The sequence below is a fragment of the Rhizobium sp. N122 genome, from assembly GCF_002211295.1.
Lineage (GTDB): Bacteria > Pseudomonadota > Alphaproteobacteria > Rhizobiales > Rhizobiaceae > Rhizobium.
Map to the genome: position 1 here is coordinate 42,047 of NZ_LOKU01000007.1, position 21,661 is coordinate 63,707.

Annotated in this window: 22 protein-coding genes and 1 pseudogene; 14 read left to right on the top strand and 9 right to left on the bottom strand. The window is 61.7% G+C overall.

The window, feature by feature from the left end:
* Positions 1-24 precede the first annotated feature (24 nt).
* From ATY75_RS06765 to modC, 4 genes are all read left to right on the top strand, one after another.
* Entirely contained in the window at positions 25-624 is a 600-nt protein-coding gene (locus ATY75_RS06765) for a nicotinate-nucleotide adenylyltransferase (protein WP_237352222.1), read from the top strand.
* A gap of 483 nt (positions 625-1,107) precedes the next feature.
* Positions 1,108-1,899: a molybdate ABC transporter substrate-binding protein gene (gene modA, locus ATY75_RS06770; protein ID WP_088936939.1), complete on the top strand. Its 792-nt coding sequence runs from the start codon at positions 1,108-1,110 to the stop codon at positions 1,897-1,899.
* A gap of 246 nt (positions 1,900-2,145) precedes the next feature.
* The gene (gene modB / locus ATY75_RS06775) at positions 2,146-2,847 is read left to right on the top strand and encodes a molybdate ABC transporter permease subunit (protein ID WP_088937016.1); all 702 of its coding nucleotides are present in this window, start codon (positions 2,146-2,148) and stop codon (positions 2,845-2,847) included.
* Complete coding sequence (modC, locus tag ATY75_RS06780; protein WP_088936940.1) at positions 2,844-3,911, top strand: molybdenum ABC transporter ATP-binding protein; 1,068 nt, start codon at positions 2,844-2,846, stop codon at positions 3,909-3,911. The genes modB and modC overlap by 4 nt, the downstream gene beginning before the upstream one ends.
* 26 nt (positions 3,912-3,937) lie before the next feature.
* On the opposite strand, the gene ATY75_RS06785 is transcribed toward modC, so the two are convergent.
* A complete protein-coding gene (locus tag ATY75_RS06785) occupies positions 3,938-4,297 on the bottom strand; it encodes a winged helix-turn-helix domain-containing protein (protein ID WP_088936941.1) in 360 nt (119 codons plus the stop codon).
* 209 nt (positions 4,298-4,506) lie between these two features.
* Here ATY75_RS06785 and rsfS point away from each other — a divergent pair, with 209 nt between their 5' ends.
* The 6 genes from rsfS to ATY75_RS06815 all read left to right on the top strand — a co-directional run bounded on the left by rsfS (position 4,507) and on the right by ATY75_RS06815 (position 10,262).
* Entirely contained in the window at positions 4,507-4,950 is a 444-nt protein-coding gene (rsfS, locus tag ATY75_RS06790; RefSeq protein WP_003589592.1) for a ribosome silencing factor, read from the top strand.
* Positions 4,951-5,066: 116 nt separating this feature from the next.
* Positions 5,067-5,549, top strand: coding sequence for a 23S rRNA (pseudouridine(1915)-N(3))-methyltransferase RlmH (gene rlmH / locus ATY75_RS06795; RefSeq protein WP_088936942.1), 483 nt, complete (start codon positions 5,067-5,069; stop codon positions 5,547-5,549).
* A 164-nt stretch (positions 5,550-5,713) separates the two neighbouring features.
* A complete protein-coding gene (locus ATY75_RS06800) occupies positions 5,714-7,111 on the top strand; it encodes a murein hydrolase activator EnvC (RefSeq protein WP_088936943.1) in 1,398 nt (465 codons plus the stop codon).
* Positions 7,101-8,423 carry a S41 family peptidase gene (locus ATY75_RS06805; protein WP_088936944.1) on the top strand — a complete coding sequence of 441 codons (1,323 nt, stop codon included), beginning with the start codon at positions 7,101-7,103 and terminating at the stop codon, positions 8,421-8,423. The genes ATY75_RS06800 and ATY75_RS06805 overlap by 11 nt, the downstream gene beginning before the upstream one ends.
* Before the next feature lie 76 nt (positions 8,424-8,499).
* Complete coding sequence (locus tag ATY75_RS06810; RefSeq protein WP_064841165.1) at positions 8,500-9,693, top strand: divergent polysaccharide deacetylase family protein; 1,194 nt, start codon at positions 8,500-8,502, stop codon at positions 9,691-9,693.
* Positions 9,694-9,731: 38 nt separating this feature from the next.
* Positions 9,732-10,262, top strand: a complete 531-nt coding sequence (locus ATY75_RS06815) for an RNA pyrophosphohydrolase (protein ID WP_088936945.1) — start codon at positions 9,732-9,734, stop codon at positions 10,260-10,262.
* A 71-nt stretch (positions 10,263-10,333) separates the two neighbouring features.
* Here ATY75_RS06815 and bfr read toward each other — a convergent pair whose 3' ends face one another.
* From bfr to ATY75_RS35010, 5 genes and pseudogenes are all read right to left on the bottom strand, one after another.
* Entirely contained in the window at positions 10,334-10,819 is a 486-nt protein-coding gene (gene bfr / locus ATY75_RS06820) for a bacterioferritin (protein WP_085738762.1), read from the bottom strand.
* Positions 10,785-11,184, bottom strand: a pseudogene (locus tag ATY75_RS06825) ((2Fe-2S)-binding protein). The gene bfr and the pseudogene ATY75_RS06825 overlap by 35 nt, the downstream one beginning before the upstream one ends.
* A gap of 123 nt (positions 11,185-11,307) precedes the next feature.
* Entirely contained in the window at positions 11,308-14,772 is a 3,465-nt protein-coding gene (locus ATY75_RS06830) for an error-prone DNA polymerase (RefSeq protein ID WP_088936947.1), read from the bottom strand.
* Positions 14,769-16,313 carry a DNA polymerase Y family protein gene (locus ATY75_RS06835; protein WP_280950581.1) on the bottom strand — a complete coding sequence of 515 codons (1,545 nt, stop codon included), beginning with the start codon at positions 16,311-16,313 and terminating at the stop codon, positions 14,769-14,771. The genes ATY75_RS06830 and ATY75_RS06835 overlap by 4 nt, the downstream gene beginning before the upstream one ends.
* Complete coding sequence (locus ATY75_RS35010; RefSeq protein WP_245317540.1) at positions 16,225-17,169, bottom strand: hypothetical protein; 945 nt, start codon at positions 17,167-17,169, stop codon at positions 16,225-16,227. The genes ATY75_RS06835 and ATY75_RS35010 overlap by 89 nt, the downstream gene beginning before the upstream one ends.
* Positions 17,170-17,330: 161 nt before the next feature.
* Here ATY75_RS35010 and ATY75_RS06840 point away from each other — a divergent pair, with 161 nt between their 5' ends.
* Positions 17,331-17,768: a metallopeptidase family protein gene (locus tag ATY75_RS06840; protein WP_064841175.1), complete on the top strand. Its 438-nt coding sequence runs from the start codon at positions 17,331-17,333 to the stop codon at positions 17,766-17,768.
* A gap of 42 nt (positions 17,769-17,810) precedes the next feature.
* Here ATY75_RS06840 and ATY75_RS06845 read toward each other — a convergent pair whose 3' ends face one another.
* Together ATY75_RS06845 and ATY75_RS06850 are read right to left on the bottom strand one after the other, a co-directional pair.
* On the bottom strand, positions 17,811-18,017 hold the full coding sequence (locus ATY75_RS06845) for a DUF1737 domain-containing protein (protein WP_064841176.1): 207 nt from the start codon (positions 18,015-18,017) through the stop codon (positions 17,811-17,813).
* Positions 18,017-18,922: a CoA ester lyase gene (locus tag ATY75_RS06850; RefSeq protein WP_088936949.1), complete on the bottom strand. Its 906-nt coding sequence runs from the start codon at positions 18,920-18,922 to the stop codon at positions 18,017-18,019. Before ATY75_RS06850 ends, ATY75_RS06845 begins: the two co-directional genes overlap by 1 nt.
* A 113-nt stretch (positions 18,923-19,035) precedes the next feature.
* Here ATY75_RS06850 and ATY75_RS06855 point away from each other — a divergent pair, with 113 nt between their 5' ends.
* The 3 genes from ATY75_RS06855 to leuD all read left to right on the top strand — a co-directional run bounded on the left by ATY75_RS06855 (position 19,036) and on the right by leuD (position 20,540).
* Positions 19,036-19,269, top strand: coding sequence for a hypothetical protein (locus ATY75_RS06855; RefSeq protein ID WP_088936950.1), 234 nt, complete (start codon positions 19,036-19,038; stop codon positions 19,267-19,269).
* Positions 19,270-19,376: 107 nt separating this feature from the next.
* Positions 19,377-19,796 carry a glyoxalase/bleomycin resistance/extradiol dioxygenase family protein gene (locus ATY75_RS06860; RefSeq protein ID WP_088936951.1) on the top strand — a complete coding sequence of 140 codons (420 nt, stop codon included), beginning with the start codon at positions 19,377-19,379 and terminating at the stop codon, positions 19,794-19,796.
* A gap of 135 nt (positions 19,797-19,931) precedes the next feature.
* The gene (gene leuD / locus ATY75_RS06865) at positions 19,932-20,540 is read left to right on the top strand and encodes a 3-isopropylmalate dehydratase small subunit (protein ID WP_064841181.1); all 609 of its coding nucleotides are present in this window, start codon (positions 19,932-19,934) and stop codon (positions 20,538-20,540) included.
* 61 nt (positions 20,541-20,601) lie between these two features.
* Here leuD and ATY75_RS06870 read toward each other — a convergent pair whose 3' ends face one another.
* Entirely contained in the window at positions 20,602-21,534 is a 933-nt protein-coding gene (locus tag ATY75_RS06870) for a pyridoxal-phosphate dependent enzyme (protein ID WP_088936952.1), read from the bottom strand.
* Positions 21,535-21,661: the final 127 nt, after the last annotated feature.

The following is a 21,661-nucleotide window of genomic DNA, read 5'->3' on the forward strand; positions in this document are numbered from 1 at the left end:
AGTGTGGACCGGCATTATCTCCGCATGCCGCACAGCGAGCGCGGCATGGTCGTCGGCCTGTTCGGCGGTTCGTTCAACCCGCCGCACCAGGGCCACGCGCTGGTCGCCGAGATCGCCATCAAGCGGCTCGGCCTCGACCAGCTCTGGTGGATGGTCACCCCCGGCAATCCGCTGAAAAGCCGCAACCAGCTGGCCCCGCTTGCCGAGCGCATTGCCGAAAGCGAGCGTGTCGCCGCCGATCCGCGCGTCAAGGTCACCGCCTTCGAACAGTCGCTCGGCGTCAGCTACACTGCCAATACGCTCGCCCGCGTCAAGGCCCGCAATCCGCATGTGCATTTCATCTGGATCATGGGCGCCGACGGCCTGCAGACCTTCCACAAATGGCAGAAATGGCAGGAAATCGTCCGCACCTTCCCGATCGCTGTGATCGACCGGCCGGGTGCCACGCTCTCCTACCTCTCCTCGAAAATGACCAGGACTTTCGATTTCGCCCGCGTCGACGAGGACGACGCGCGGATCCTCTGGAAGAAGCCCGCGCCGGCCTGGACCTTCATCCACGGGCCACGCTCCGGCCTAAGCTCGACGGCAATCCGCAACGGCTCGCTGCCAGGCAGTTCCGAATAGGCTGATTTTTAAGGAAATCCCGGAAACGAGAAAGCCCGACGGGGGAGGATCCGTCGGGCTTATAAACTCGATCGACAACTGGGAGGAGGAGTGTTGTCGACCCTATCGAACGGCTATGGGAGGAGGAGAAGCCGTTTCGATGAGTGTGTTGTACCATATTCCGCCAGAAGATGAATATCGATTTGTGCAATGCAGCAATGCGGGCGCTGCAATCCTGTCGCGGACAGCCCTCGGGATACTGCCGTTTTTAGCGGCACGGCCGGCGAAACGGCCCTTGCAATGGCGGACTTTATCGGTTGCCGATCGGCGCTGCCCGGACAGTTCCACGTCCGTAGATCTCCGTCTCTGGGAAAGCCATGCGCTTTGTGAATAGGCGAACGCGGAACGGTCTGTCGCTAGGGTTATATTTTCCTGAATATATCCCTAGCCAAAGCGAGATCGCCGTTATATTCGTCGCAATATTTCGAACCCTGGGGAATAATCATGCAGAATCGCCGCCAATGGATGAAACTGGCAACCGCCGCGATATCGGCCCTGTGGCTTGGGGCGGCAGCGCTGCCGACACCTGCCGCCGCAGCCGAAAAGCTCACCGTCTTTGCGGCGGCGAGCCTCAAGAATGCGCTCGATGCCGCCAATGCCGCCTGGGCCAAGGAAAGCGGCAAGGAAGCCGTCGCCTCCTATGCGGCAAGCGGGGCACTGGCCAAGCAGATCGAAAACGCGGCACCCGCCGATGTCTTTATCCCGGCCGACCTTGCCTGGATGGACTACCTCGCCGAGAAGAACCTCATCAAGGCCGGCAGCCGTTCGAACCTACTGGGCAACCGGATCGTGCTCGTTGCCGAGAAGGCCAAGGCAAAACCGGTCGAGATCAAGCCGGGCTTCGATCTCGCAGCGCTTTTGGGTGATGGCAAACTGGCCATGGGTGAGCCGAAATCGGTCCCGGCCGGCAAATACGCCATGGCCGCCCTCGACAAACTCGGCATCTGGAAATCCGTGGAAAGCAAGGTCGCCGGCGCCGAAAGCGTCCGCGCCGCCCTCGCCCTCGTCTCCCGCGGCGAAGCGCCCTACGGCATCGTCTATCAGACGGACGCAGCCGCCGATAAGGGTGTCGCCGTCGTCGGCACCTTCCCGGCCGATTCCCATCCGCCGATCATCTATCCGGTCGCCATTCTTGCCGAGAACAAAAACCCGGATGCGGCAGCCTATCTCGACTTCCTGAAATCCGACAAAGCCGCCGCCTTCTTCACCGCGCAGGGTTTCACTGTCCTCAAGTGATTGAGCGGTTGGCATGATTGCGGAATCAATAGCGACAGCCTAGCGTGAGGCTCACAGAGGCTCAGGCTGCTGACAAAGTCGCCCAACTCCTCTTTCGTCATGCTCGGGCTTGTCCCGAGCATCTGCTTCCGGTCGATAGGGCAGCAGATCCTCGGCACAAGGCCGAGGATGACGTCGGGGAGGAGAGAGAGAGTTGGCGCCAACTGAGGCTCGCCTCAGCAAGCCTTCGATCTTGGAGACATGCGTTTGAATATACTGGGCCTGAGCAACGAGGAATGGACGGCGATCCTGCTCAGCCTGCGCGTCTCTTTTGTCGCCATGCTGGCGAGCCTGCCCTTCGGCATTCTCGTCGCTCTGCTGCTTGCCCGCGGCCGCTTCTGGGGCAAGTCGGTGCTGAACGGCGTCGTGCACCTGCCGTTGATCCTGCCCCCCGTCGTCACCGGCTTCCTTCTTCTCATCCTGTTCGGCCGCCGCGGTCCAGTCGGCAGTCTGCTCGACCAGTATTTCGGCATCGTCCTTTCCTTCCGCTGGACGGGCGCGGCACTCGCCTGCGCGGTCATGGCCTTTCCGCTGATGGTGCGTAGCATTCGCCTGTCGATCGAGGCTGTTGACCGCAAGCTGGAGGAGGCGGCCGGAACGCTCGGCGCCGGTCCCGCCTGGGTCTTCCTGACGATTACCCTGCCGCTGACCCTGCCCGGCATCATCACCGGCATGATCCTGTCCTTCGCCAAGGCCATGGGTGAATTCGGCGCGACGATCACCTTCGTCTCCAACATTCCCGGCGAGACCCAGACGCTATCCTCAGCGATCTACACTTTTACCCAGGTGCCGGGCGGCGATGCCGGCGCGCTGCGGCTGACAGCCGTCGCCATCGTCATTTCCATGGCCGCGCTGCTCGCCTCCGAATTTCTCGCCCGCCTCGCCGGCCAAAGGATCGATCCCGAATGACGCTGATCGTCGCGGCAAAACAGCGGCTCGGCGGCTTTTCGCTCGACGCCGCCTTCACCTCCGAGCGTGGCGTCACCGCGCTGTTCGGGCGCTCCGGCTCCGGCAAGACCTCGCTGATCCGCATCATCGCCGGCCTCGCCCGCCCCGACGAAGGCCGCGTTATCCTTGACGGCGAGGCCCTGACCGAAACCAAAACCGGCACCTTCGTCCCGAAACATCGCCGCCGCTTCGGTTATGTCTTCCAGGAGGGCCGGCTTTTCCCGCATCTCAGCGTCCGCGCCAATCTCTCCTACGGCCGCTGGTTTACGGCGAAAACCGCACGCGGCGAGAGCTTCGATCGCATCGTCGACCTGCTCGGCATCGGGCCGCTGCTGGAGCGCAGCCCCGCAAAACTTTCCGGCGGCGAAAAGCAGCGCGTCGCCATCGGCCGCGCCCTTCTCGCCGCGCCACGCCTGCTGCTGATGGACGAACCGCTGGCAGCCCTCGACGAGGCGCGCAAGGCCGAGATCCTGCCCTATCTGGAGCGATTGCGGGACCAGACCGAAATTCCGATCATCTATGTCAGCCATTCGATCGCCGAGGTGGCGCGGCTGGCAAACCAGGTCGTCGTCCTCAACGACGGTAAGGTGGAAACGATCGGCCCGGCCGTCGACATATTGAGCCGCCCGTCTGCGGCGGCTGATCGGAGAGAGGCGGGCGCGCTTCTCGAAGGCACGGTCGAAAGCTACGATCCACGCCACCACCTGTCGACCATCGCGCTGAAATCTGCTCAGCTGCACATCCCCGGTGCAGCGCTTACCGCAGGCAGGCCGGTGCGCATTCGCATTCCGTCGCGAGACGTCATGCTTGCGACCGCCAGGCCCGAGGGCCTCAGCGCACTGAACATTCTCGAAGGCAGGATCGCGGCGATATCGCCGGACGAGGACGGAACGGTGGAAATCCGGCTCGATTGCGGCGGCGACGCCGTTCTCTCGCGCATCACAGCGCTCTCCTGCGAGCGCCTCGATCTTCAGCCCGGCAAGACCGTCTTTGCCGTCATCAAGACGGTTGCTCTGGAGGCCTGAACGGCGCCTCCCTACAGGCTGCCCCCTTACAGCCTGCGCTTGCCTTCGAGCCAGGCGAGATCCTCGGCGAGGCTTTCGTGTATCGTCTTTTCCATCCGGCGGAAACGCTCGAGCAATTCTTCGCCGAACGGCGTCAGCGCCGCGCCGCCGCCCTTCTGGCCGCCGCGCTGCGGCTCCACCACCTGTTCACGGAACATCCGGTTCATCTCGCTGACCAGCAGCCATGCGCGCCGATAGGACATGTCCATCGCCCGCCCCGCCGCCGAGATCGATCCTGTCGCGCGGATATGCTCCAAGAGCTCCATCTTGCCGTGACCGAGACGATCTTCGTCCGGGAAGCTGATTCGCAGGACAGGCACGAGTGTTTTTGCGGCTGGATCGGTCATCGAATCGTGAAATCGTGGAATTTGCCACACTTTACGCGGCGGTACGGAAACTGTACACCGCCCGCACCAGCAGCCCGCGCGGCAATATTCTTCAATTCGGACGCCAGATCGGATTTTCGACCGTTCTGTATCTTAGCACGTCTTGAAACATTAATGGTCTGATGCCTATCTTAACCATGATCCGGTCTCGATCGGATCTCGTGTTGTGCATGGTTTGTCATTCCAGGAAAGGGAAAGCACTGACAACAGTACACGCCAAGGGAAAAACGTTCGCCGTTATCCCGAAGAGTGCGGAACGTGGCGCCGATGCCGCCGCCCGTGCCCTAGAAACCGTCCTCGCCAGCCTCGAGGACTCCAAAGCTGAAGATATCGTCACCATCGACATTGCCGGAAAATCGGCGCTGGGAGACTACATGATCGTCGTCTCCGGCCGCTCGAACAGGCATGTCATGGCGATCTCGGATCACCTGCTCACCGACCTGAAAGACGACGGCCTCGGCACGGCCCGCGTCGAAGGCCAGGAAGGCGGCGATTGGGTCCTGATCGACACCGGTGATATTATCGTGCATGTGTTTCGTCCTGAAATCCGCGAGTTCTACAACATCGAAAAGATGTGGGCGGCTCCGGATATGGATGAAGAAACGCGGCACTGACAGGCAGGCCGGCATTTTGTCCGGCGCCTGAACGTGGCATTGGCTGGCCGGGTAATATGAAAACCGGCCGGTGGCGCCTCGTGCGCCCGATGTGCCGCATCAGCAGGAGCGGATGAATGCGAGTTGGTCTTTTTGCGGTGGGACGGCTGAAATCCGGCCCCGAAAAGGATCTTGCGGCCCGTTATTTCGACCGTTTCGCCAAGGCCGGCCCTGCTGTCGGCCTCGAACTTACCCGTGTTGCCGAAGTGGCCGAAAGCCGCGCCTCCAATGCGGAAACTCGCAAGCGCGAGGAAGCGGCGCAGCTTGTGAAATCGCTTACCGACGGCAGCGTCCTCATTCTTCTCGACGAACGCGGCAAGGCGCTCGACAGCGAAGCCTTCGCGGGCCTGCTCGGCGCCTATCGCGACCAGGGCAAACGCGAGCTGACCATCGCCATCGGCGGCGCCGACGGCCTCGATCCCTCCCTCTACGACCGTGCCGACGCCACGCTTTGCTTGGGTAAAATGACCTGGCCGCATCAGCTCGTGCGCACGCTGATTGCCGAACAGCTCTATCGCGCCGTGACCATCCTGTCCGGCCATCCCTATCACCGCGTCTGATGCCGCATCGGCCCGATGCGCCACATTGTCACGCAGCCGTGTTTGCTTGGCCGCCCGATGTGCTTCGAACTTTCTGGCAAAGCGCGCCAAATCAGCTTAGTCTCCGCGCGATTTGAGAAAGTGCCCCAACACGCATGACGAGAGCATCCACCAGGCGACACCGCATGATCCTGCCGGCTATCGCGGCCGGTATCGGTGCGGCGGTGATTGCCGTGTCGGCAGATCCCCTCATCGTCCGGGCTGAGGATGCCGCACCCGAAGCGGCACAATGGGCGCCGCCGGCAGCCGAGCCGCCGCCACCCGATCCGGCCGCCGAACTGGCCGCCAAACGGGATAAGACCCGCGCCGAACTCGAAACCCTGTCGAAAACCATCAGTCTTTCCAGCGACAAGGTGAGCGCGCTGCAGCAGAGCATCGCCGATCTGGAAAAAAGCACCCAAAGCATCCGCCAGGCGCTGATCGAGTCAGCCGCCCGCCGCAAGGGGCTCGACAAGCAGATTCTCGAAAGCGAGAAGAAGCTTGCCGATCTCGGCGTCAAGGAGGATGGCATCCGCCGATCGCTGCACGAGCGCCGCGGCCTTCTGGCAGAGGTGCTGGCAGCGCTGCAGCGCATGGGCCGCAACCCGCCGCCGGCTTTGCTCGTCACCCCTGACGACGCGCTCGCCTCGGTGCGCAGCGCCATCCTGCTCGGCGCGGTAGTGCCCGGCATCCGCAAGGAGACCGACAAGCTTGCCGGCGATCTGGCAAGTCTCGCCGCCTTGCAGGCCGCAAGCGCCGCCGAGAAAGCCGGCCTGACTGCGACGATGACGGATAGTATCGAGGAAGAGCGGCGCATGGACCTGCTGCTTGCCGAAAACGACAAGCTCAGCCGCAGCAATGCCGCCGAACTCGAGGCCGAGAGAAAACGCTCGGAGGAACTGGCAGGCAAGGCGACCAGCCTTGAAGGTCTCGTCGCCTCGATGGAATCCGAGATCGCTTCGGTGCGCGATGCCGCCGCCGCCGCCCGTCAGGCGGAGGAGAACCGCAAGCTGATGACGGACGAGCAGCGCGCCCAGGCCAAGGCCTTGGCCGACAGTGGTGTGCCCGATAAAAACCGCATTGCGCCCGCATATCCCTTCGGAGAATTGAAGGCGAAATTGGAGGTGCCCGTTGCCGGCGATATCCTGCGCCAGTTCGGCGATGCCGACGGCACCGGCCACGAGGCGATGGGAATGACGGTCGCCACCAATCCGGAGACGGTGGTGACGGCGCCTGCCGATGGCCTGGTGGTTTTCGCCGGCGCTTTCCGCAGTTACGGCCAGATGATCATCCTCGACACCGGCGATGGCTACCACTTGGTTCTCTCGGGAATGGACACGATCAATACCCGTCAGGGAAAATTCGTTTTCTCCGGCGAGCCGCTCGCCGTGATGGGCGCGAAAAGAGTGGCAAGCGCAACTGCATTGGCGCTGGAAACGGACCGGCCAACGCTTTACATTGAATTTCGAAAGGACGGTAAACCGGTCGATTCCCGACCGTGGTGGACCGCCAAAGACACTGGAAAGGCACGCAATGATTCGTAGGGCTTCTCTTGTTCTGGTCGGCGCATTGATGGGTGCGACCGCCATGAGCGTCATTTACTCGGCGGGCGTGCCGGCAGAAGCGGCCGGATCCTCCACCTACAAGGAACTCTCGGTGTTCGGCGACGTCTTCGAGCGTGTGCGCGCCCAATATGTGACGCCGCCGGCCGAAGACAAGCTGATCGAAAACGCCATCAACGGCATGCTCTCTTCGCTGGATCCGCATTCAAGCTACATGAATGCGAAGGACGCCGAGGACATGCGCACCCAGACCAAGGGTGAATTCGGCGGCCTCGGCATCGAAGTCACCATGGAAGACGAACTCGTCAAGGTCATCACCCCCATCGACGATACGCCCGCCGCCAAGGCCGGTGTTCTCGCCGGCGATTACATCTCCGAGATCGACGGCCAGTCCGTGCGCGGCCTGAAGCTCGAGGACGCCGTCGAGAAGATGCGCGGCGCCGTCAACACGCCGATCAAGCTGACGCTGATCCGCAAGGGCGCCGACAAGCCCATCGAGCTGACGATCGTCCGTGACGTCGTCGCCGTCCAGGCCGTCAAGTCGCGTGTTGAGGACGATGTCGGTTATCTCCGCATCATCTCCTTCACCGAGAAGACCTATCCCGACATGGAAAAGGCGATCAAGAAGATCAAGGACACCGTTCCGGCCGACAAGCTGAAGGGTTATGTCCTCGACCTGCGCCTCAATCCGGGCGGTCTGCTCGACCAGGCGATCAACGTCTCCGATGCGCTGCTGCAGCGCGGCGAAGTCGTGTCGACCCGCGGCCGCAATCCCGATGAAACCCGCCGCTTCAATGCCGGCCCGGGCGACCTGACGGATGGCAAGCCGGTGATCGTGCTGATCAACGGTGGCTCGGCCTCCGCATCGGAAATCGTCGCCGGCGCTCTTCAGGATCTGCGGCGCGCCACCGTTCTCGGCACGCGCTCCTTCGGCAAGGGCTCCGTCCAGACGATCATCCCGCTCGGCGAAAACGGCGCGCTGCGCCTGACCACGGCGCTCTACTACACGCCGTCGGGCCGCTCGATCCAGGGCACCGGCATCACCCCCGACATCAAGGTCGAGGAGCCGCTGCCGGAGGAACTGCAGGGCAAGATGGTAACCGAAGGCGAATCCAGCCTGCGCGGCCACATCAAGGGTCAGAGCGAGACCGACGAAGGTTCGGGTTCCGTTGCCTATGTGCCCCCGGATCCGAAGGACGACGTTCAGTTGAACTACGCGCTCGATCTGCTGCGCGGCAAGAAGACCGATCCGTCCTTCCCGCCGAACCCCGACAAGGCCATCGTCGCCAAGTGATGATCACCTCAAGGCCGGGCACCTCGTCCGGCCTTGACCCTTTCTGCTGTTTCCCGGTTTTGGAGCGGGTGAAAAATTGGGAACGGACCTGCATGCGCCTTTGGGCCGCAACCGCAAAACCGGCAGCCGGCGCCCGGGTGTTCTGCGCCTCGGTCGTATCGCTGCCAGTCTTTGTCTTTTCGCCATAGGCGGCTTTTCTCTCTATACGGCGTTTCGCGGCGATGGGCTCGAGCGCCCCAAGCCATCGGCCACCGAACAGGCCGCAACGCCATCCTCCAATACCCCTCAGCCACCGGCGAGCGCCAACCAGGCGGCGGACGGCATGCCGCGCGCCGAACCGCGCTCGGGCGCCAACGTCGAACAGATGGTCACCGGCGACGGCTCCGTCGTCACCAAATACAGCCCCCGCCCGCGCGACGGCGGCGGGCCGGTGCTGGTCGATGCCATGCAGATCGGCCAGGATCCGCGCATGGCGGCCCAGCCGAATGAAGCGCTGCTCGAGGAAACGCCTTTCGGCAGGCTGCCGATCGTCGGCCCCGACGGCCGGCGGCCGATGGATCAATATGCCCGCCCCGCCTCCGGCGCGCGCGGCGTCCGCATCGCCATCGTGGTCAGCGGCCTCGGGCTCAGCCAGACCGGGACGCAGCGCGCCATTGCCGAATTGCCTGAAGAAATCACTTTTGCCTTTGCCGCAAGCGGCAACAGCCTGCAGCGCTGGATGCAGGAGGCCCGCCGCGGCGGTCACGAGATCCTGCTGCAAGTGCCGCTGGAGCCGTTTGATTACCCGGCGAATGATCCAGGTCCCGAGACGCTGCTGACCTCGAAGCCTGTCGCCCGCAACATCGAGAACCTGCACAAGGCGATGGGCGAAATCACCAATTATACCGGCATCATGAATTATCTCGGCGGCCGTTTCCTCTCCGATTCCACCGCCATGGAGCCTGTGATGCGCGATATCGGCAAACGCGGCCTGCTGTTCCTCGATGACGGCACCTCGGCGCAGTCGAAGACGGCGGTGGTCGCCAAGGGCACCGAGCTGCCCTACGCCTTCGCCGATCTGCAGCTCGACGGCCAGCTCGATATCAATGCCGTTCTGAAGAAGCTCGACGAACTCGAGCGCATCGCCCGCAAGAACGGCCAGGCGATCGGTGTCGCCTCGGCTTTCGATGAGAGCGTCGACGCCATCGCCAAATGGAGCGAGGAGGCTGCGATGCGCGGCATCGAGATCGTCGGCGTCGCCGCCCTGACCAGCGACCCCCAGAATCCGTGAAAAGCAATCCCTGAGAACATTCCTGGACGGAGAAGAAGATGAGCCGGGCGACCGTAAAAGCCGAGGACCTGCCCTACCGCCCCTGTGTCGGCGTAATGATCCTGAACCGCGATGGCCTGGTTTGGGCCGGGCGGCGCATTCCCGACGGCAATTCGGAATATGACGGCTCGCCGCAGCTCTGGCAGATGCCGCAGGGCGGCATCGACAAGGGCGAGGATCCCTTGGACGCCGCCTATCGCGAGCTCTACGAGGAGACCGGCATCAAGACGGTGACCCTGCTTGCCGAAGCGGCGGACTGGATCAACTATGATCTGCCGCCGGCGCTGATCGGCATCGGGTTGAAAGGGAAATTCCGCGGCCAGACGCAGCGTTGGTTCGCTTTCCGCTTCGATGGCGACGACAGCGAGATCGCCATCAACCCGCCGCCCGGCGGCCACGAGCCGGAATTCGATTGCTGGGAATGGAAGCCGATGCAGGAACTGCCGGGGCTGATCGTCCCATTCAAGCGCAGCGTCTACGACCAGGTGGTGGCCGAATTCCAGCATCTGGCGGCGCTGCGAAAAGACTGATCGATACGGGATTGGTTTGATAATACAGATGCGAATACCGGCCGCTGAGCGGCCGGTATTCGTTCGAATGTTTATTCGGCTTCGTCGGCGGAATCGGCGTTGAGCTGGCCGTATTTGCTCTCGCCGATCTTCCCGAGCAGCTCGAGCTGCGTTTCCAGGAAGTCGATATGGCCTTCCTCGTCCATCAGCAGCTCTTCGAAGAGTTTCATGGAAACGTAATCACCGGCTTCGTAACAGATATCGCGCGACTTCTTATAGGCCGCGCGGGCGTCGTATTCGCCGGCAAGATCGGCTTCCAGCACTTCCTTGACGTTCTGGCCGATGCGCAGAGGCGCAAGGGTCTGCAGATTGGGGTGGCCTTCAAGGAAAATGATGCGTGCAACAAGCCGGTCGGCATGGTGCATCTCTTCGATAGATTCGGCGCGTTCCTTCTTGGCGAGCTTGGTGTAGCCCCAGTCCTCAAGAAGACGATAATGTACCCAATATTGATTGACTGCCCCGAGCTCGAGGAACAACGCCTCGTTAAGCCGCTCGATGACTTTTTTGTCGCCTTTCAATGTCCGCTCTCCTGTTTTCCTCATGGAATTGTTTCAAGCGTGACATGAAATCAAATATTTCGGTCTCCGTCGAGTGGCGACGGGCGTGATATTCCTCGGTCGTCTGGATGATGATGTCGACGACGTTGGGGAAACAGCCGCAGCAGCGGCCGCGTTTTTCCATGGCGTGGTAGACCTTCGCCGGCACGATAAGCTGCCAACAGTCTTCATCGAGAAGGTTGGTGATAACCTCCCGGATTTCCTTGTCGGTTATATAATTGCAGCTGCAGACAAGCACGTCTTCATTTCCAAACATGACACTGACTATCGTGTTTTCTGCTAAAGAAGATGGTGGCTGTCAAGAAAAAATTCGAGCCCCGCTTCATCGGATGCGGCGTCCAAATGAGAAGCCGATGCATATCGTCCGGGATTAATCCAGTGCTTCCAGGATGATGACGCCATAAGGCAACTGAAGGCGGGCCGCGGGATCCCGACGGGTGCGGCGCATTTTAATGGAAGTTGCGTCCGCGCGGCATCACCTCGGCAGTTTCCGCTATGCCGGAATTGCGGCCTGTGGCCGCCATTCGTTTTTCCAGCTCAGCTCTCTCCTGTGCATGCGCAAGCTTTTTCTGCCGCTGATCGACACCTGGGCTCAGCACTTCGTCTGCCCGCTCGCAGACGCCGAAACGCCGGGCCTCGCGCTGGAGAATGCCGAGCGCCGGCGTCATGTCCTCGATTTGCTCGACGACGGTATGGATCACGCCGCTCTGGCTTTGCAGCCTGCCGCGGATTTTCACCAACCGGGCGCCCATCACCACCGAGCGGTATGTGTCGAAGATTTTCGGCCAGACGATCGCATTGGCGACGCCGGTCTCATCCTCGAGCGTCATGAAGATCACGCCTTTGGCCGATCCAGGCCGTTGGCGCACCAGCACCAGGCCCGCAATCGTCACCCTTCTGCCGTTGGCGACTTTCAACAGATCGACATTGCGCGTCACATCGGCATGCCGCAATTCCTCGCGCAGGAAGGAGACTGGATGCGCCTTCAGCGACAGCGAGAGATAACGATAGTCCTCGATGACCTGCTCTCCGGGCAGCATGTCCGGCAGCTTCGTTGCCGGCTCAGCCTGGAGATCGACATGACGGACCTGCTCGAAAAGCGGCAGCTCCTCGGCCGCGCTCTTCACATCCAAGGCCCGCACCGCCCAGAGCGCGTCGCGTCGCGATAGCTTGAGGGATTGGAAGGCATCGGCATCCGCCAGCCGCTCGATGACGGATTTCTGCAAGCCGGACCGCAGCCAGAGATCCCGAACGGAACCGTAGCCTCTGCCTCGATGTTTGATGAGCAGCTCCATTTCCTTATCCGAGACGCCCTTGATCTGCCGAAAGCCGAGCCGCACCGCATGCCGGGCCTTGATGACCCCGCGCATCTCACGGTGACGGAAATCGATGGCATTCGGATCGAAAACAGCCTCTTCCAGACCGCAATCCCAGTCGGATTCATTGATGTCGACCGGCAGGATCCTTACCCCATGCTCGCGTGCATCCCGCACCAGTTGCGCCGGCGCATAGAACCCCATCGGCTGGGAATTCAGCATCGCCGCGCAGAAGACGTCGGGATAATAGGCCTTGAGCCAAGAGGAGGCATAGACGAGCAGCGCAAAGGAGGCGGCATGGCTTTCAGGGAAGCCATATTCACCGAAGCCTTTGATCTGGTTGAAACATTGCTGCGCGAATTCCCGAGCATAACCCTTTGAGGCCATTCCCTCGATGAACCTCGTCTCGAAATTGCCGATCGTGCCGGTTCGCTTGAATGTCGCCATCGCCCTGCGAAGCTTGTCGGCTTCCGCAGGCGCAAAGCCTGCAGCGGTAATGGCGATCTGCATCGCCTGTTCCTGAAACAGCGGCACGCCGAGGGTTCTTTCCAGAACCGTTTTCAGCTCCTCGCTTGGATATTCGATCGGAATATTCCTGGCCCGCTGCTCCCGGCGCTTCAGATAGGGATGCACCATATCGCCCTGGATCGGGCCCGGCCGGACGATCGCCACCTCGATGACGAGGTCGTAGAACAGTTTCGGCTTCAGGCGCGGCAGCATGCTCATCTGCGCCCGGCTCTCGATCTGGAAGACGCCAAGCGTATCGGCCCGGCCCATCATCTCGTAAACCGGCCTGCCTTCGTCCCCATGTTCCCTGTTGCCGAGATCGGCGAGCGTCTTCTTCACGCCGTAATGCAGTTCAAGCAGCGAAAAACCCTTCCGCAGGCAGGTCAGCATGCCGAGCGCCAGCACATCCACCTTGAGGATCTTGACGTTGTCGAGATCGTCCTTGTCCCATTCGATCATGTAGCGATCCGGCATCGCCGTCTTCATGATCGGCACCACCTCGTCGAGCCGGTCCCGCGTGATGACGAAGCCGCCGACATGCTGGGTGAGGTGGCGCGGGAAGCCGAGAAGCGCGGAGGCATATTTCAGCACGTTCCTGGTGACCGGGTCCTTGATGTCGAGGCCGGCCGCCTTGGCATCCCGCTCGGAAAGATTGTCCTCCGACCAGCCCCAGACGAGGCTGCTGATCGCCGATTGGACATCTTCCGACAGTCCGAAGGCCTTGGCGACCTCGCGGCCGGCCGAGCGGGTGCGGTAGGTCGTCACCCCCGCCGTCAGCCCGGCATGTTCTCTCTTATAGGTTCTGTAGATGAACTGGATGACCTCTTCGCGCCGATCATGCTCGAAATCGACATCGATATCCGGCGGTTCGTCGCGGTCCATCGAAATGAAACGGTCGAACAGCAGCGTGCTCTTTTGAGGATCGACTTCCGTAATTTCGAGACAATAGCAGATGACCGAATTTGCCGCCGATCCGCGCCCCTGGCACAAGACCTTGAGGTCATAACGGGCGTGCTGGATGATTCTGTAAACCGTCAGGAAATAGGAGGCGTAGTTCTTGTCGCCGATGAGTTTCAGTTCATAATCGATCTGCTGCGCCACTTTGGGCGGCACACCCTCGGGATAGCGCCTTGCGGCTCCCGCCCTCGTCAGCCTATCGAGCGTCTGTTGCGGCGTTTCGCCGGGATCGTTTTCAAGCGGATAATTATGCTCCAATTCCTTCAGCGAAAAGGTCAGCTTATCGAAGAAGGCCTGGCTATTTTCGATGGCGCCGGGATAGTCCCGGAAGATCCGGGCCATTTCACGTGAATCCTTAAGGTAGCGCTCGGCATTCGGCGCCAGCAGGAATCCGGCCTGCGCGATCTGGACATGCTCCCGGATCGCGATCACCACATCCGAAAGCGGCCGGCGTTCGGGGTGATGATAAAGCGGCTGGTTGGTCGCAATCAGCGGCACGCGGTTTCGCGCCGCAAGCATGGCAAGCACCGCAAAGACCTGCCGGTCGCGGCCGTCATAGGCCGGCGCCAGCGCCATGAAAAAATCCTTGCGGAACCGTCGGCGAAACCGTTCCAGATAATCTTCCAGCGCCGACTGGCCTGACTGACGATCGACAAGAGTGCGATCGGGAACAAGCGCGAGCATCATCTCGTCTCCCCATTCCAGCAGCTCGGCTTCCGTCAGGAGGCAGCTTCCCTTGACCGCTTCTTCTTTCAGATTGCCGGCGCTGAGAAGGCGGCAGAGATTTGCCCAGCCCCGCCGATTGCGCGGATAGGCGAGGATATCCGGCGTGTCGTCGCAAAAGACCAGACGGGCGCCCGGCTGAATCCGGATGGGATCGAAAATCCTTTCCGTTTTCCCGTCCTTCTTCGCCTCGGCCAGGATCGCATCTCTGTTCCTGTATCTCTCCTCGAGCTGCAGCGCTTGCGCATGCGCCCTGACGACGCCTGCCACCGAATTCCGGTCCGCAATCCCAAGACCGCCGAGCCGGAGATGAGCGGCCTGGACGACCATCTCTTCCGGACTGGAGGCGCCTTCGAGAAACGAAAAATTCGTTCTCACGCCGATCTCGAAAAATGCGGACCCGCTCTTCATGCAAACACACCATGCATGAACCAGCGAGGATCGAGTTCCCGGCCGTAAAAACCGCGACGATAGATCCAGAAGCGATGCCCGGTCTCGTCCTCGATGCGGAAATAGTCGCGCGCCTCGGCGTCATCCCCATCGATCCACCACTCCATGGCGATCCGTTCCGGCCCCTCGCTTTTTGCCACCTGATGCTGCATGCGCCGCCAGCGGAAGATCTGCGGCGGACCGTCGGGCACTTCGGCCAGCATGATCTCGACCGGCTCCGGCGTGGCAAGGAGCCGCAGCGGGCGCTCCTCGCGGAACGGAAGCTGGATGTCCTGCGCCGCCTTCCGCCTGGGAAGACCATCCATCACAGGAACGCTGATGACGGCGCGTTCCGGCACATGGCTCTCGCGGAGCTGGAAGCTGTGCAGGCAATCCGCACCCAGCCGGGCCGAGACCCGGTCGACGAAAACAGAAAGCGAGATCTCGTCCTGACGTTCGCCCTCGAAATCCGCCTGGGCCTCGTTGAAGGGATCATGCCGCAGCACATTCAACCGCAGGATTTCGAAACCATAGCCGGCATCGAGATCGTCATAAACCGCCTGCAATCGCTCGGAAAAAAGCCCGGCAATGAATTTTGGTTCACGAAGCGGCTGCGAAGCACCGATGGAGATACGAAAGACCCTGCCGTCGACGCGGAACAGCACCAGTTCGAACACCCGTCCACCGATCCCCCGCGTCTCCAGCGACGGCTGCAGCGACACGGCGACCTGCCGCATGACGGCAAGGATCTGTTCTTCCGTCCCGATGGGCTCGATCAGGCGGCTTTCGGCTGAGAGGCTGGCGACCGGACGCCGCGGCGAGACCGGCTCCTCCTCACGTCCCAGCGCCTGGTCGAGCCGCAGAAGCAGTCCCGGGCCGAACCGGCGGGTCAGCGGCGCGCGCGGTGCATCGATGACGTCGCCGATATATTTCAGGCCGAGCTTCTTCAGCGCATCGACGGTTTGTCCTTCCAGCCGCAAGGCTGCCACCGGCAAGGACATCAGCACCTGCTCCGTCTCCTCATCCTCGATCACGCCGCCTCGCCCGAAGTGCGACGCGGCCCAGGAAAGGCCTGGCGAGGATGAGATGGCGCCGCGCGCATCGATTCCCATATGAAAAAGCCTCGACAGCACATCCTTGAGAAGCGGCTTTTCCCCACCGAAGAGATGGGCGCAGCCGCTAATGTCAAGAAACAGGCCGTCCTTGCCGTCGAACGCCACCAGCGGCGTATAACGGTCGCACCAGTCGGCAATGGCCTCCAGCAGCCGGCGGTCGGCCGCCGGATCCTCTTCCGCGACCTCGAGCATTGGGTACATGGCCCGCGCTTCGGCAACGCCCTGGTCCTTTTTCAGCCCCAGCCTTTCGGCCAACTCGTCCAGCGCCGTCAGCCGCATGGCATTGTTGAGTTTGCCGGAACAGACGATAGGCGGTGCCTCAGGACGCCCTGTCGAACGCCAGGAGAGCCCCCATCGCCTGCGGGCGATGCGGTCCGTTGGCAGATGCGGAAAGCTGAGCGCCAGAATGCGCTGACTGCTCGCCTGGAGAACGAAGGAGGTTTGGCTCGGCGACGGGGAGAAATTCGCATTCATGGGGGTTCCACTCCAGAAAAAAGCAGAGCGGGGCCGGATTGCGCCCCTTCTCCAGCGTGAGACGGAAAATCGGATTGCCGATGCTGCCGGAAAGCTTCGATCCATCCGGCAACGGCCGCAGACCAGACGGCGCCGGCTCGACATGCAGACGGAAGGCCGCACTGCTTGCCTCTTCCACCCCGGCCTGGCGGACAAGAAAGAGCGGACGGCGGGCAGCACGCGCCCTGAGACTGAGCCTGCGGCTTTCGGTCAGGCCGAAATGGGCGGGATTGCCTCGCACTTCGAAGATGACCGCCGAAAAGGCAGCGCTTTCCACCGCGGTCTCCACCAGCCAGAGCGCCTCGTCCAGCTTGCGCGGCGCGGCATGGAAAAACCGCTCCGGGCTCAGCCCGAAATCCCGAAGCCCGGGAACATAGGGACGGCCGGCCTCCAGCGTGCCGACAGCATCACCGATCCAGAGCAGCGGGGAAAGCCTGCCGGCATCCGCCTCCTGGCTCTGCAGCCGCGCGGCGACAGCCAGCGCCAGCCCGCTTGCCGCACCGGCATCACGCGACAGAGCGGAGCGGAATTCGGTGATCGCATCGAGCGGCAGGCCGCCTTCCAGCGCCTCATCAAGCGATTCCACCCCGAACGCCAGGGGCGGCAGACTGGGTCTCCGGGGTGCCTTGCCTCCTTCCGCCAGGGCTTCCCGCTGCGCTGCCGCAAGCGCCGGCGCGGGTTTCCCCTCCAATCTGGCGATGGTTTCGCGGAGCGCAAAAAGCCGCTCGCGCGCCAGGGCGTGCTGCGCCATGGCGTTCTCCAATCCGTCTTGTTCCTGTTATGTTCTTATAGATTCCAGAGAGCTAATGAAGAGTCAACGGCCATTTTCTATGAATTTATTCCTGCCTTTGATTCCGCACTCGAAAACCGGCGATAAAGGTTCTATATGGGCCCGCAAAGGAAGGAATATTCATGGCCCGCATAGACCAGAGCGATGATTGGCGGGACCGCCATGCGCCGACGATCAGCACCTTCGAGTCGCTGGCCATGGAGGCCTATAGCCATCTGCCGGATGAATTTCGCCGGTTGACGACCAACCTCACGATCGAGATCGAAGATTTCCCCGATGACGACGTTTTCGAGGACATGGCGCTGGAAACCCCTTTCGATCTGCTCGGCCTTTTCGAGGGCAGGGGCATTTCCGAACGTTTCACGGTGGAAACCGGCGAGATGCCGAACCGCATCCGCCTCTACCGGCGCCCCATTCTCGATTACTGGGCCGAGAATGACGAGACGCTCGGCGATATCATCACCCACGTCCTGATCCACGAGATCGGCCACCATTTCGGGCTGAGCGACGACGATATGGAGCGGATCGAGGCAAGCGCCGAGGAAGCCGCCGAGCGCTAACGCATCGCCCGAAAAAACCGGCATCGCTCGGCGCTGTAAACCTTACTGCTCGGAGAGCTTCATCTCGGGATGGTAATCCTTGCCTTCGACGGTCTTGACGACCGCCTGGCCGCACTGCATCGCGCCCGTTGCGGCATTGAAGGCATAGGTCGGTGAGCCCTCCAGCGACCAGCCCTTGTTGAGGGCGGCGGTGACCTTATGGCAGAAGGAAGCGTCGTCGGGGCCGGTCAGGAAGCGGTAGAGTTTCATCAGGCGGGCTTTCTTGCAGAAATCAGGCGAGCTTTATGAACCAGGCTTTCGGCTTGGACAAGATGCAGCCGCTCGATCATCCGCCCGCCTGAATTGATGACGTTCAAGCCATCGGAAGCCGGATCGGCAAAAGCCGATATGATCGCCTCCGCTTCCGCAATCGCTGCCGGATCCGGGCCGAAATGCCGATTGGCGGGCTCGATCTGCGTGGGATGGATCAGCATCTTGCCGGCAAAGCCCATGGCCCGGCCCTGCAGGCATTCGCCATCGAAACCCTGCTCGTCTCTGAAATCATTGAAGACGCTGTCGATCGCATCGAGCCCGTAAGCGCTGACCGCCAGGACGACCTGCATCAGCCACGGCACGAGATAGGTTCGTCCCGGCTGCGGCAAGACGCCCGTTTCCTTACGCAGATCGTTGAGGCCGACGACGAGGCAATCGAGCCGCGAGCCCGGCGTCCGACCGGCTTCGGCGATCGCCCCGGCATTCAGCACGCCGCGCGGCGTCTCGATCATCGCCCAGATGCGCAGTTCCTCCGGCGCATCCGCATCGGCGAGCAGATCGCCTATATCGGTGAAACCGCGAGGTCCGTCCACCTTGGGAAGGAGAACGGCATCGGGCAGAAGCGCCTTGACCAGATCCAGGTCCGCCGGCCCGAATTCGGATGACAAAGAATTGATGCGGATGATCCTTTCCTTGCCTTCAAGCGGCGGCCCCGCAAAAAAGGCGCGCAGATTTTCCCGCGCTTGCCCCTTCTTCTCGGGCGAGACGGAATCCTCCAGATCGAAAATAACCGCATCGCAATCAAGCGAATGGCTTTTTTCGAGCGCCCGGAGATTGATGGCGGGCACGCTCAGCACCGAGCGGCGCAGATTTAAGGAACGGCGAGGGGGTATTTGGCTCATCGATCATTAGTGCCAAGCTTCGCAAGGCCCGGCAAGACAACAAAAAGCCATGCTTGCCTTGCAGAGAAGAAAAAGAAGGACCACATTCCTTTCCGTAGAAAGGTACCAAACCCATGCAGAACATTCGCTCCATCTTCTTCATGCTTGCCGGCGCCACCGTTTTCGTGGCCATGCTGCTTCTCACCTTCTCGGTGACGCTCGCCGTCGGCGGCATTCTGACCGTGCTGATGGTCGGCCGCGCACTGTCGCTGAAGATGAAGCCTGCTCCGGTCCGCGCCAAGGCAAACAATGGCCAACGCGAAATGCGGATCTGGAACGACGGCCGCGGCACGATCATCGATCTCTAAGCCGCTTCACGCGAAAAAACCGACCGACATTGTCGGATCATGCTGCCATGCTACGTCCTTGAAGCAGCCAGGCATTCAGCCGGCGCTTGAAACGATGGAGAACGAGCATGAATGCGACGGAAAACAGTCCGGTCAAGATGCCGCCGGTCAAGAACGGCCTGCTGCCCTATCTGACGGTCGGCGGCGCGGTGAAAGCCGCGGAATTCTACAAGAAAGCTTTCGGCGCCGAAGAAGCCTATATCGTGCCGGTCGACGAGAGCGGCCGGACGATGCATGTGCATCTCTACATCAAAGGCAGTTCCCTCATGCTGGCGGATGCCTATCCCGAATACGGCCACCCCTTCAAAGGCCATGAAGGCTTCGCCATCCAGCTGGTTATCGACGATATCGATTTCTGGTGGCATCGCGCCGTCGCTGCCGGCGCCGAAGTCGTCATGCCGGTCGAACTGATGTTCTGGGGCGACCGTTACGGCCAGCTTCGCGACCCGTTCGGCGTCCTCTGGGGCTTGAACGCACCGACCAAATAACCCGACATAATTAAAGGGCAGGCCGCGCGAAACGTCGCGTGGCCCCCATTTTCCAAAGATTCTCCTTCATTTCGGCGGAAAACTGGACTAGATGCACATTCAGGAAAGTAGATTTACTGAAATGGAGCATGGGTCATGGATAAATTCGTGAAGCTCACGGGCGTTGCAGCGCCGCTGCCGGTGGTCAATATCGACACCGACATGATCATTCCGAAGGATTATCTGAAGACCATCAAGCGCACCGGCCTCGGCACCGGCCTTTTCGCCGAAGCCCGTTATAACGAAGACGGCTCCGAAAATCCGGATTTCGTGCTGAACAAGCCGGCCTACCGCGATGCCAAGATCCTGGTTGCCGGCGACAATTTCGGCTGCGGTTCCTCGCGCGAGCACGCTCCCTGGGCATTGCTCGATTTCGGCATCCGCTGCGTGATCTCCACCAGCTTCGCCGATATTTTCTACAACAACTGTTTCAAGAACGGCATTCTGCCGATCAAGGTCAGCCAGGAAAATCTCGACAAGCTGATGGACGACGCCTCGCGCGGTTCCAACGCCATCCTCACCGTCGATCTTGAGAACCTCGAAATCACCGGTCCCGATGGCGGCTCGATCAAGTTCGATCTCGACGAGTTCAAGCGCCACTGCCTGCTGAACGGCCTCGACGACATCGGCCTGACGCTCGAGAAGGGCAAGGCGATCGACAGCTTCGAAAAGAAGAACGCCGCGTCGCACCCCTGGGCGGCTTAAGCGCTCTCCAATAAATTATCGATCAAGCCGGGTTTTGCCCGGCTTTTTCTTTGATCTCAGCTCAGAGAAACTTTTCTTTCCAGAGCCTCAGCTTTTCAAGCGACACGCCGATACCGCCGCAGACTTCGATGAGCGGATTATCGAAGCGGGCAAGCAGCCCGGCATGCACATCGGCAACGGCAAGGGCGGCCCCGCAGGCTGGCTCGACCAGAACGCGCTGCGCATCGGCAAATTTCAGGCAGGCGGCCACGGCATCGGCGTCGCTGACGACAATGCTTTCGATCGGATGCCGTTTCGGCAGGTCGAAGACATGCTGCGCCACTTGCCGCGCGCCGAGCGAGGTGGCAATCGAGGTGATGGCGGGCAGGGTGATGCGTTCATTCGCCTTGAGGCTGGCGTTCAGCGAGGCCGCGCCTTCCGTTTCGACGGCGATCACCGGCACATCGGCAAGCCCGTTGCGCTTCAGCCCCTCGGCAATGCCGGCAAGCAGGCCGCCGCCGCCAACGCTGGTGACGACGCAATCGAATTTCGCACCCGTGGCCACCACCTCGTCGATCACCGTCGCGTGGCCATCCCACAGCAGCGGATGGTCGAAGGGATGCACATAACTCGCCTCGCGGCTCTCCGCGAGTTCGACCGCATGGGCATTGGCTTCATCGAAAACCGCACCATGAACGAGCACATTCGCGCCGGTTGCGGCAATCACCTGCCGGACATCGGCCGCCGTCGTTTCCGGCACGACGATGGTGACCGGCACACCGAGCGCCCGGCCGGCATAGGCCGCGGCGATACCGGCATTGCCGCCGGACGCGCAGAAGATCTCGCGCGCGCCATTTTCCACCGCGTGCTGGCAAAGCCGTCCGACGCCGCGCAGCTTGAAGCTGCCGGAAGGCTGCAGCGCATCGAGCTTCAGCCAGAGCCGCTTGCCGCTGGCGCTGTAGCCAGGCGCGGTCTGAACCAAGGGCGTATCGAGATGGAGCGGTGCGAAAGGCATGGGAAACATCCGTGGACATGGAAGGTAAGACGCCGTTCTAGCCCGTTTGCAGGCGCAGGAGCAATCATCACGACCGGGAGCGAAGCGTACCGATTCACCGCTTCTCTCGCTTGAAATGCCCATTTCC

What these genes read in the sequence shown, in the direction of transcription:
- ATY75_RS06765 (WP_237352222.1), top strand. Translation starts at nt 25, where the DNA reads ATGCCGCACAGCGAGCGCGGCATGGTCGTCGGCCTGTTCGGCGGTTCG.
- modA (WP_088936939.1), top strand. Translation starts at nt 1,108, where the DNA reads ATGCAGAATCGCCGCCAATGGATGAAACTGGCAACCGCCGCGATATCG.
- modC (WP_088936940.1), top strand. Translation starts at nt 2,844, where the DNA reads ATGACGCTGATCGTCGCGGCAAAACAGCGGCTCGGCGGCTTTTCGCTC.
- ATY75_RS06785 (WP_088936941.1), bottom strand. Translation starts at nt 4,297, where the DNA reads ATGACCGATCCAGCCGCAAAAACACTCGTGCCTGTCCTGCGAATCAGC.
- rsfS (WP_003589592.1), top strand. Translation starts at nt 4,507, where the DNA reads ATGGTTTGTCATTCCAGGAAAGGGAAAGCACTGACAACAGTACACGCC.
- rlmH (WP_088936942.1), top strand. Translation starts at nt 5,067, where the DNA reads ATGCGAGTTGGTCTTTTTGCGGTGGGACGGCTGAAATCCGGCCCCGAA.
- ATY75_RS06800 (WP_088936943.1), top strand. Translation starts at nt 5,714, where the DNA reads ATGATCCTGCCGGCTATCGCGGCCGGTATCGGTGCGGCGGTGATTGCC.
- ATY75_RS06805 (WP_088936944.1), top strand. Translation starts at nt 7,101, where the DNA reads ATGATTCGTAGGGCTTCTCTTGTTCTGGTCGGCGCATTGATGGGTGCG.
- ATY75_RS06815 (WP_088936945.1), top strand. Translation starts at nt 9,732, where the DNA reads ATGAGCCGGGCGACCGTAAAAGCCGAGGACCTGCCCTACCGCCCCTGT.
- ATY75_RS06830 (WP_088936947.1), bottom strand. Translation starts at nt 14,772, where the DNA reads ATGAAGAGCGGGTCCGCATTTTTCGAGATCGGCGTGAGAACGAATTTT.
- ATY75_RS35010 (WP_245317540.1), bottom strand. Translation starts at nt 17,169, where the DNA reads ATGGCGCAGCACGCCCTGGCGCGCGAGCGGCTTTTTGCGCTCCGCGAA.
- ATY75_RS06840 (WP_064841175.1), top strand. Translation starts at nt 17,331, where the DNA reads ATGGCCCGCATAGACCAGAGCGATGATTGGCGGGACCGCCATGCGCCG.
- ATY75_RS06845 (WP_064841176.1), bottom strand. Translation starts at nt 18,017, where the DNA reads ATGAAACTCTACCGCTTCCTGACCGGCCCCGACGACGCTTCCTTCTGC.
- ATY75_RS06850 (WP_088936949.1), bottom strand. Translation starts at nt 18,922, where the DNA reads ATGAGCCAAATACCCCCTCGCCGTTCCTTAAATCTGCGCCGCTCGGTG.
- ATY75_RS06855 (WP_088936950.1), top strand. Translation starts at nt 19,036, where the DNA reads ATGCAGAACATTCGCTCCATCTTCTTCATGCTTGCCGGCGCCACCGTT.
- ATY75_RS06860 (WP_088936951.1), top strand. Translation starts at nt 19,377, where the DNA reads ATGAATGCGACGGAAAACAGTCCGGTCAAGATGCCGCCGGTCAAGAAC.
- leuD (WP_064841181.1), top strand. Translation starts at nt 19,932, where the DNA reads ATGGATAAATTCGTGAAGCTCACGGGCGTTGCAGCGCCGCTGCCGGTG.
- ATY75_RS06870 (WP_088936952.1), bottom strand. Translation starts at nt 21,534, where the DNA reads ATGCCTTTCGCACCGCTCCATCTCGATACGCCCTTGGTTCAGACCGCG.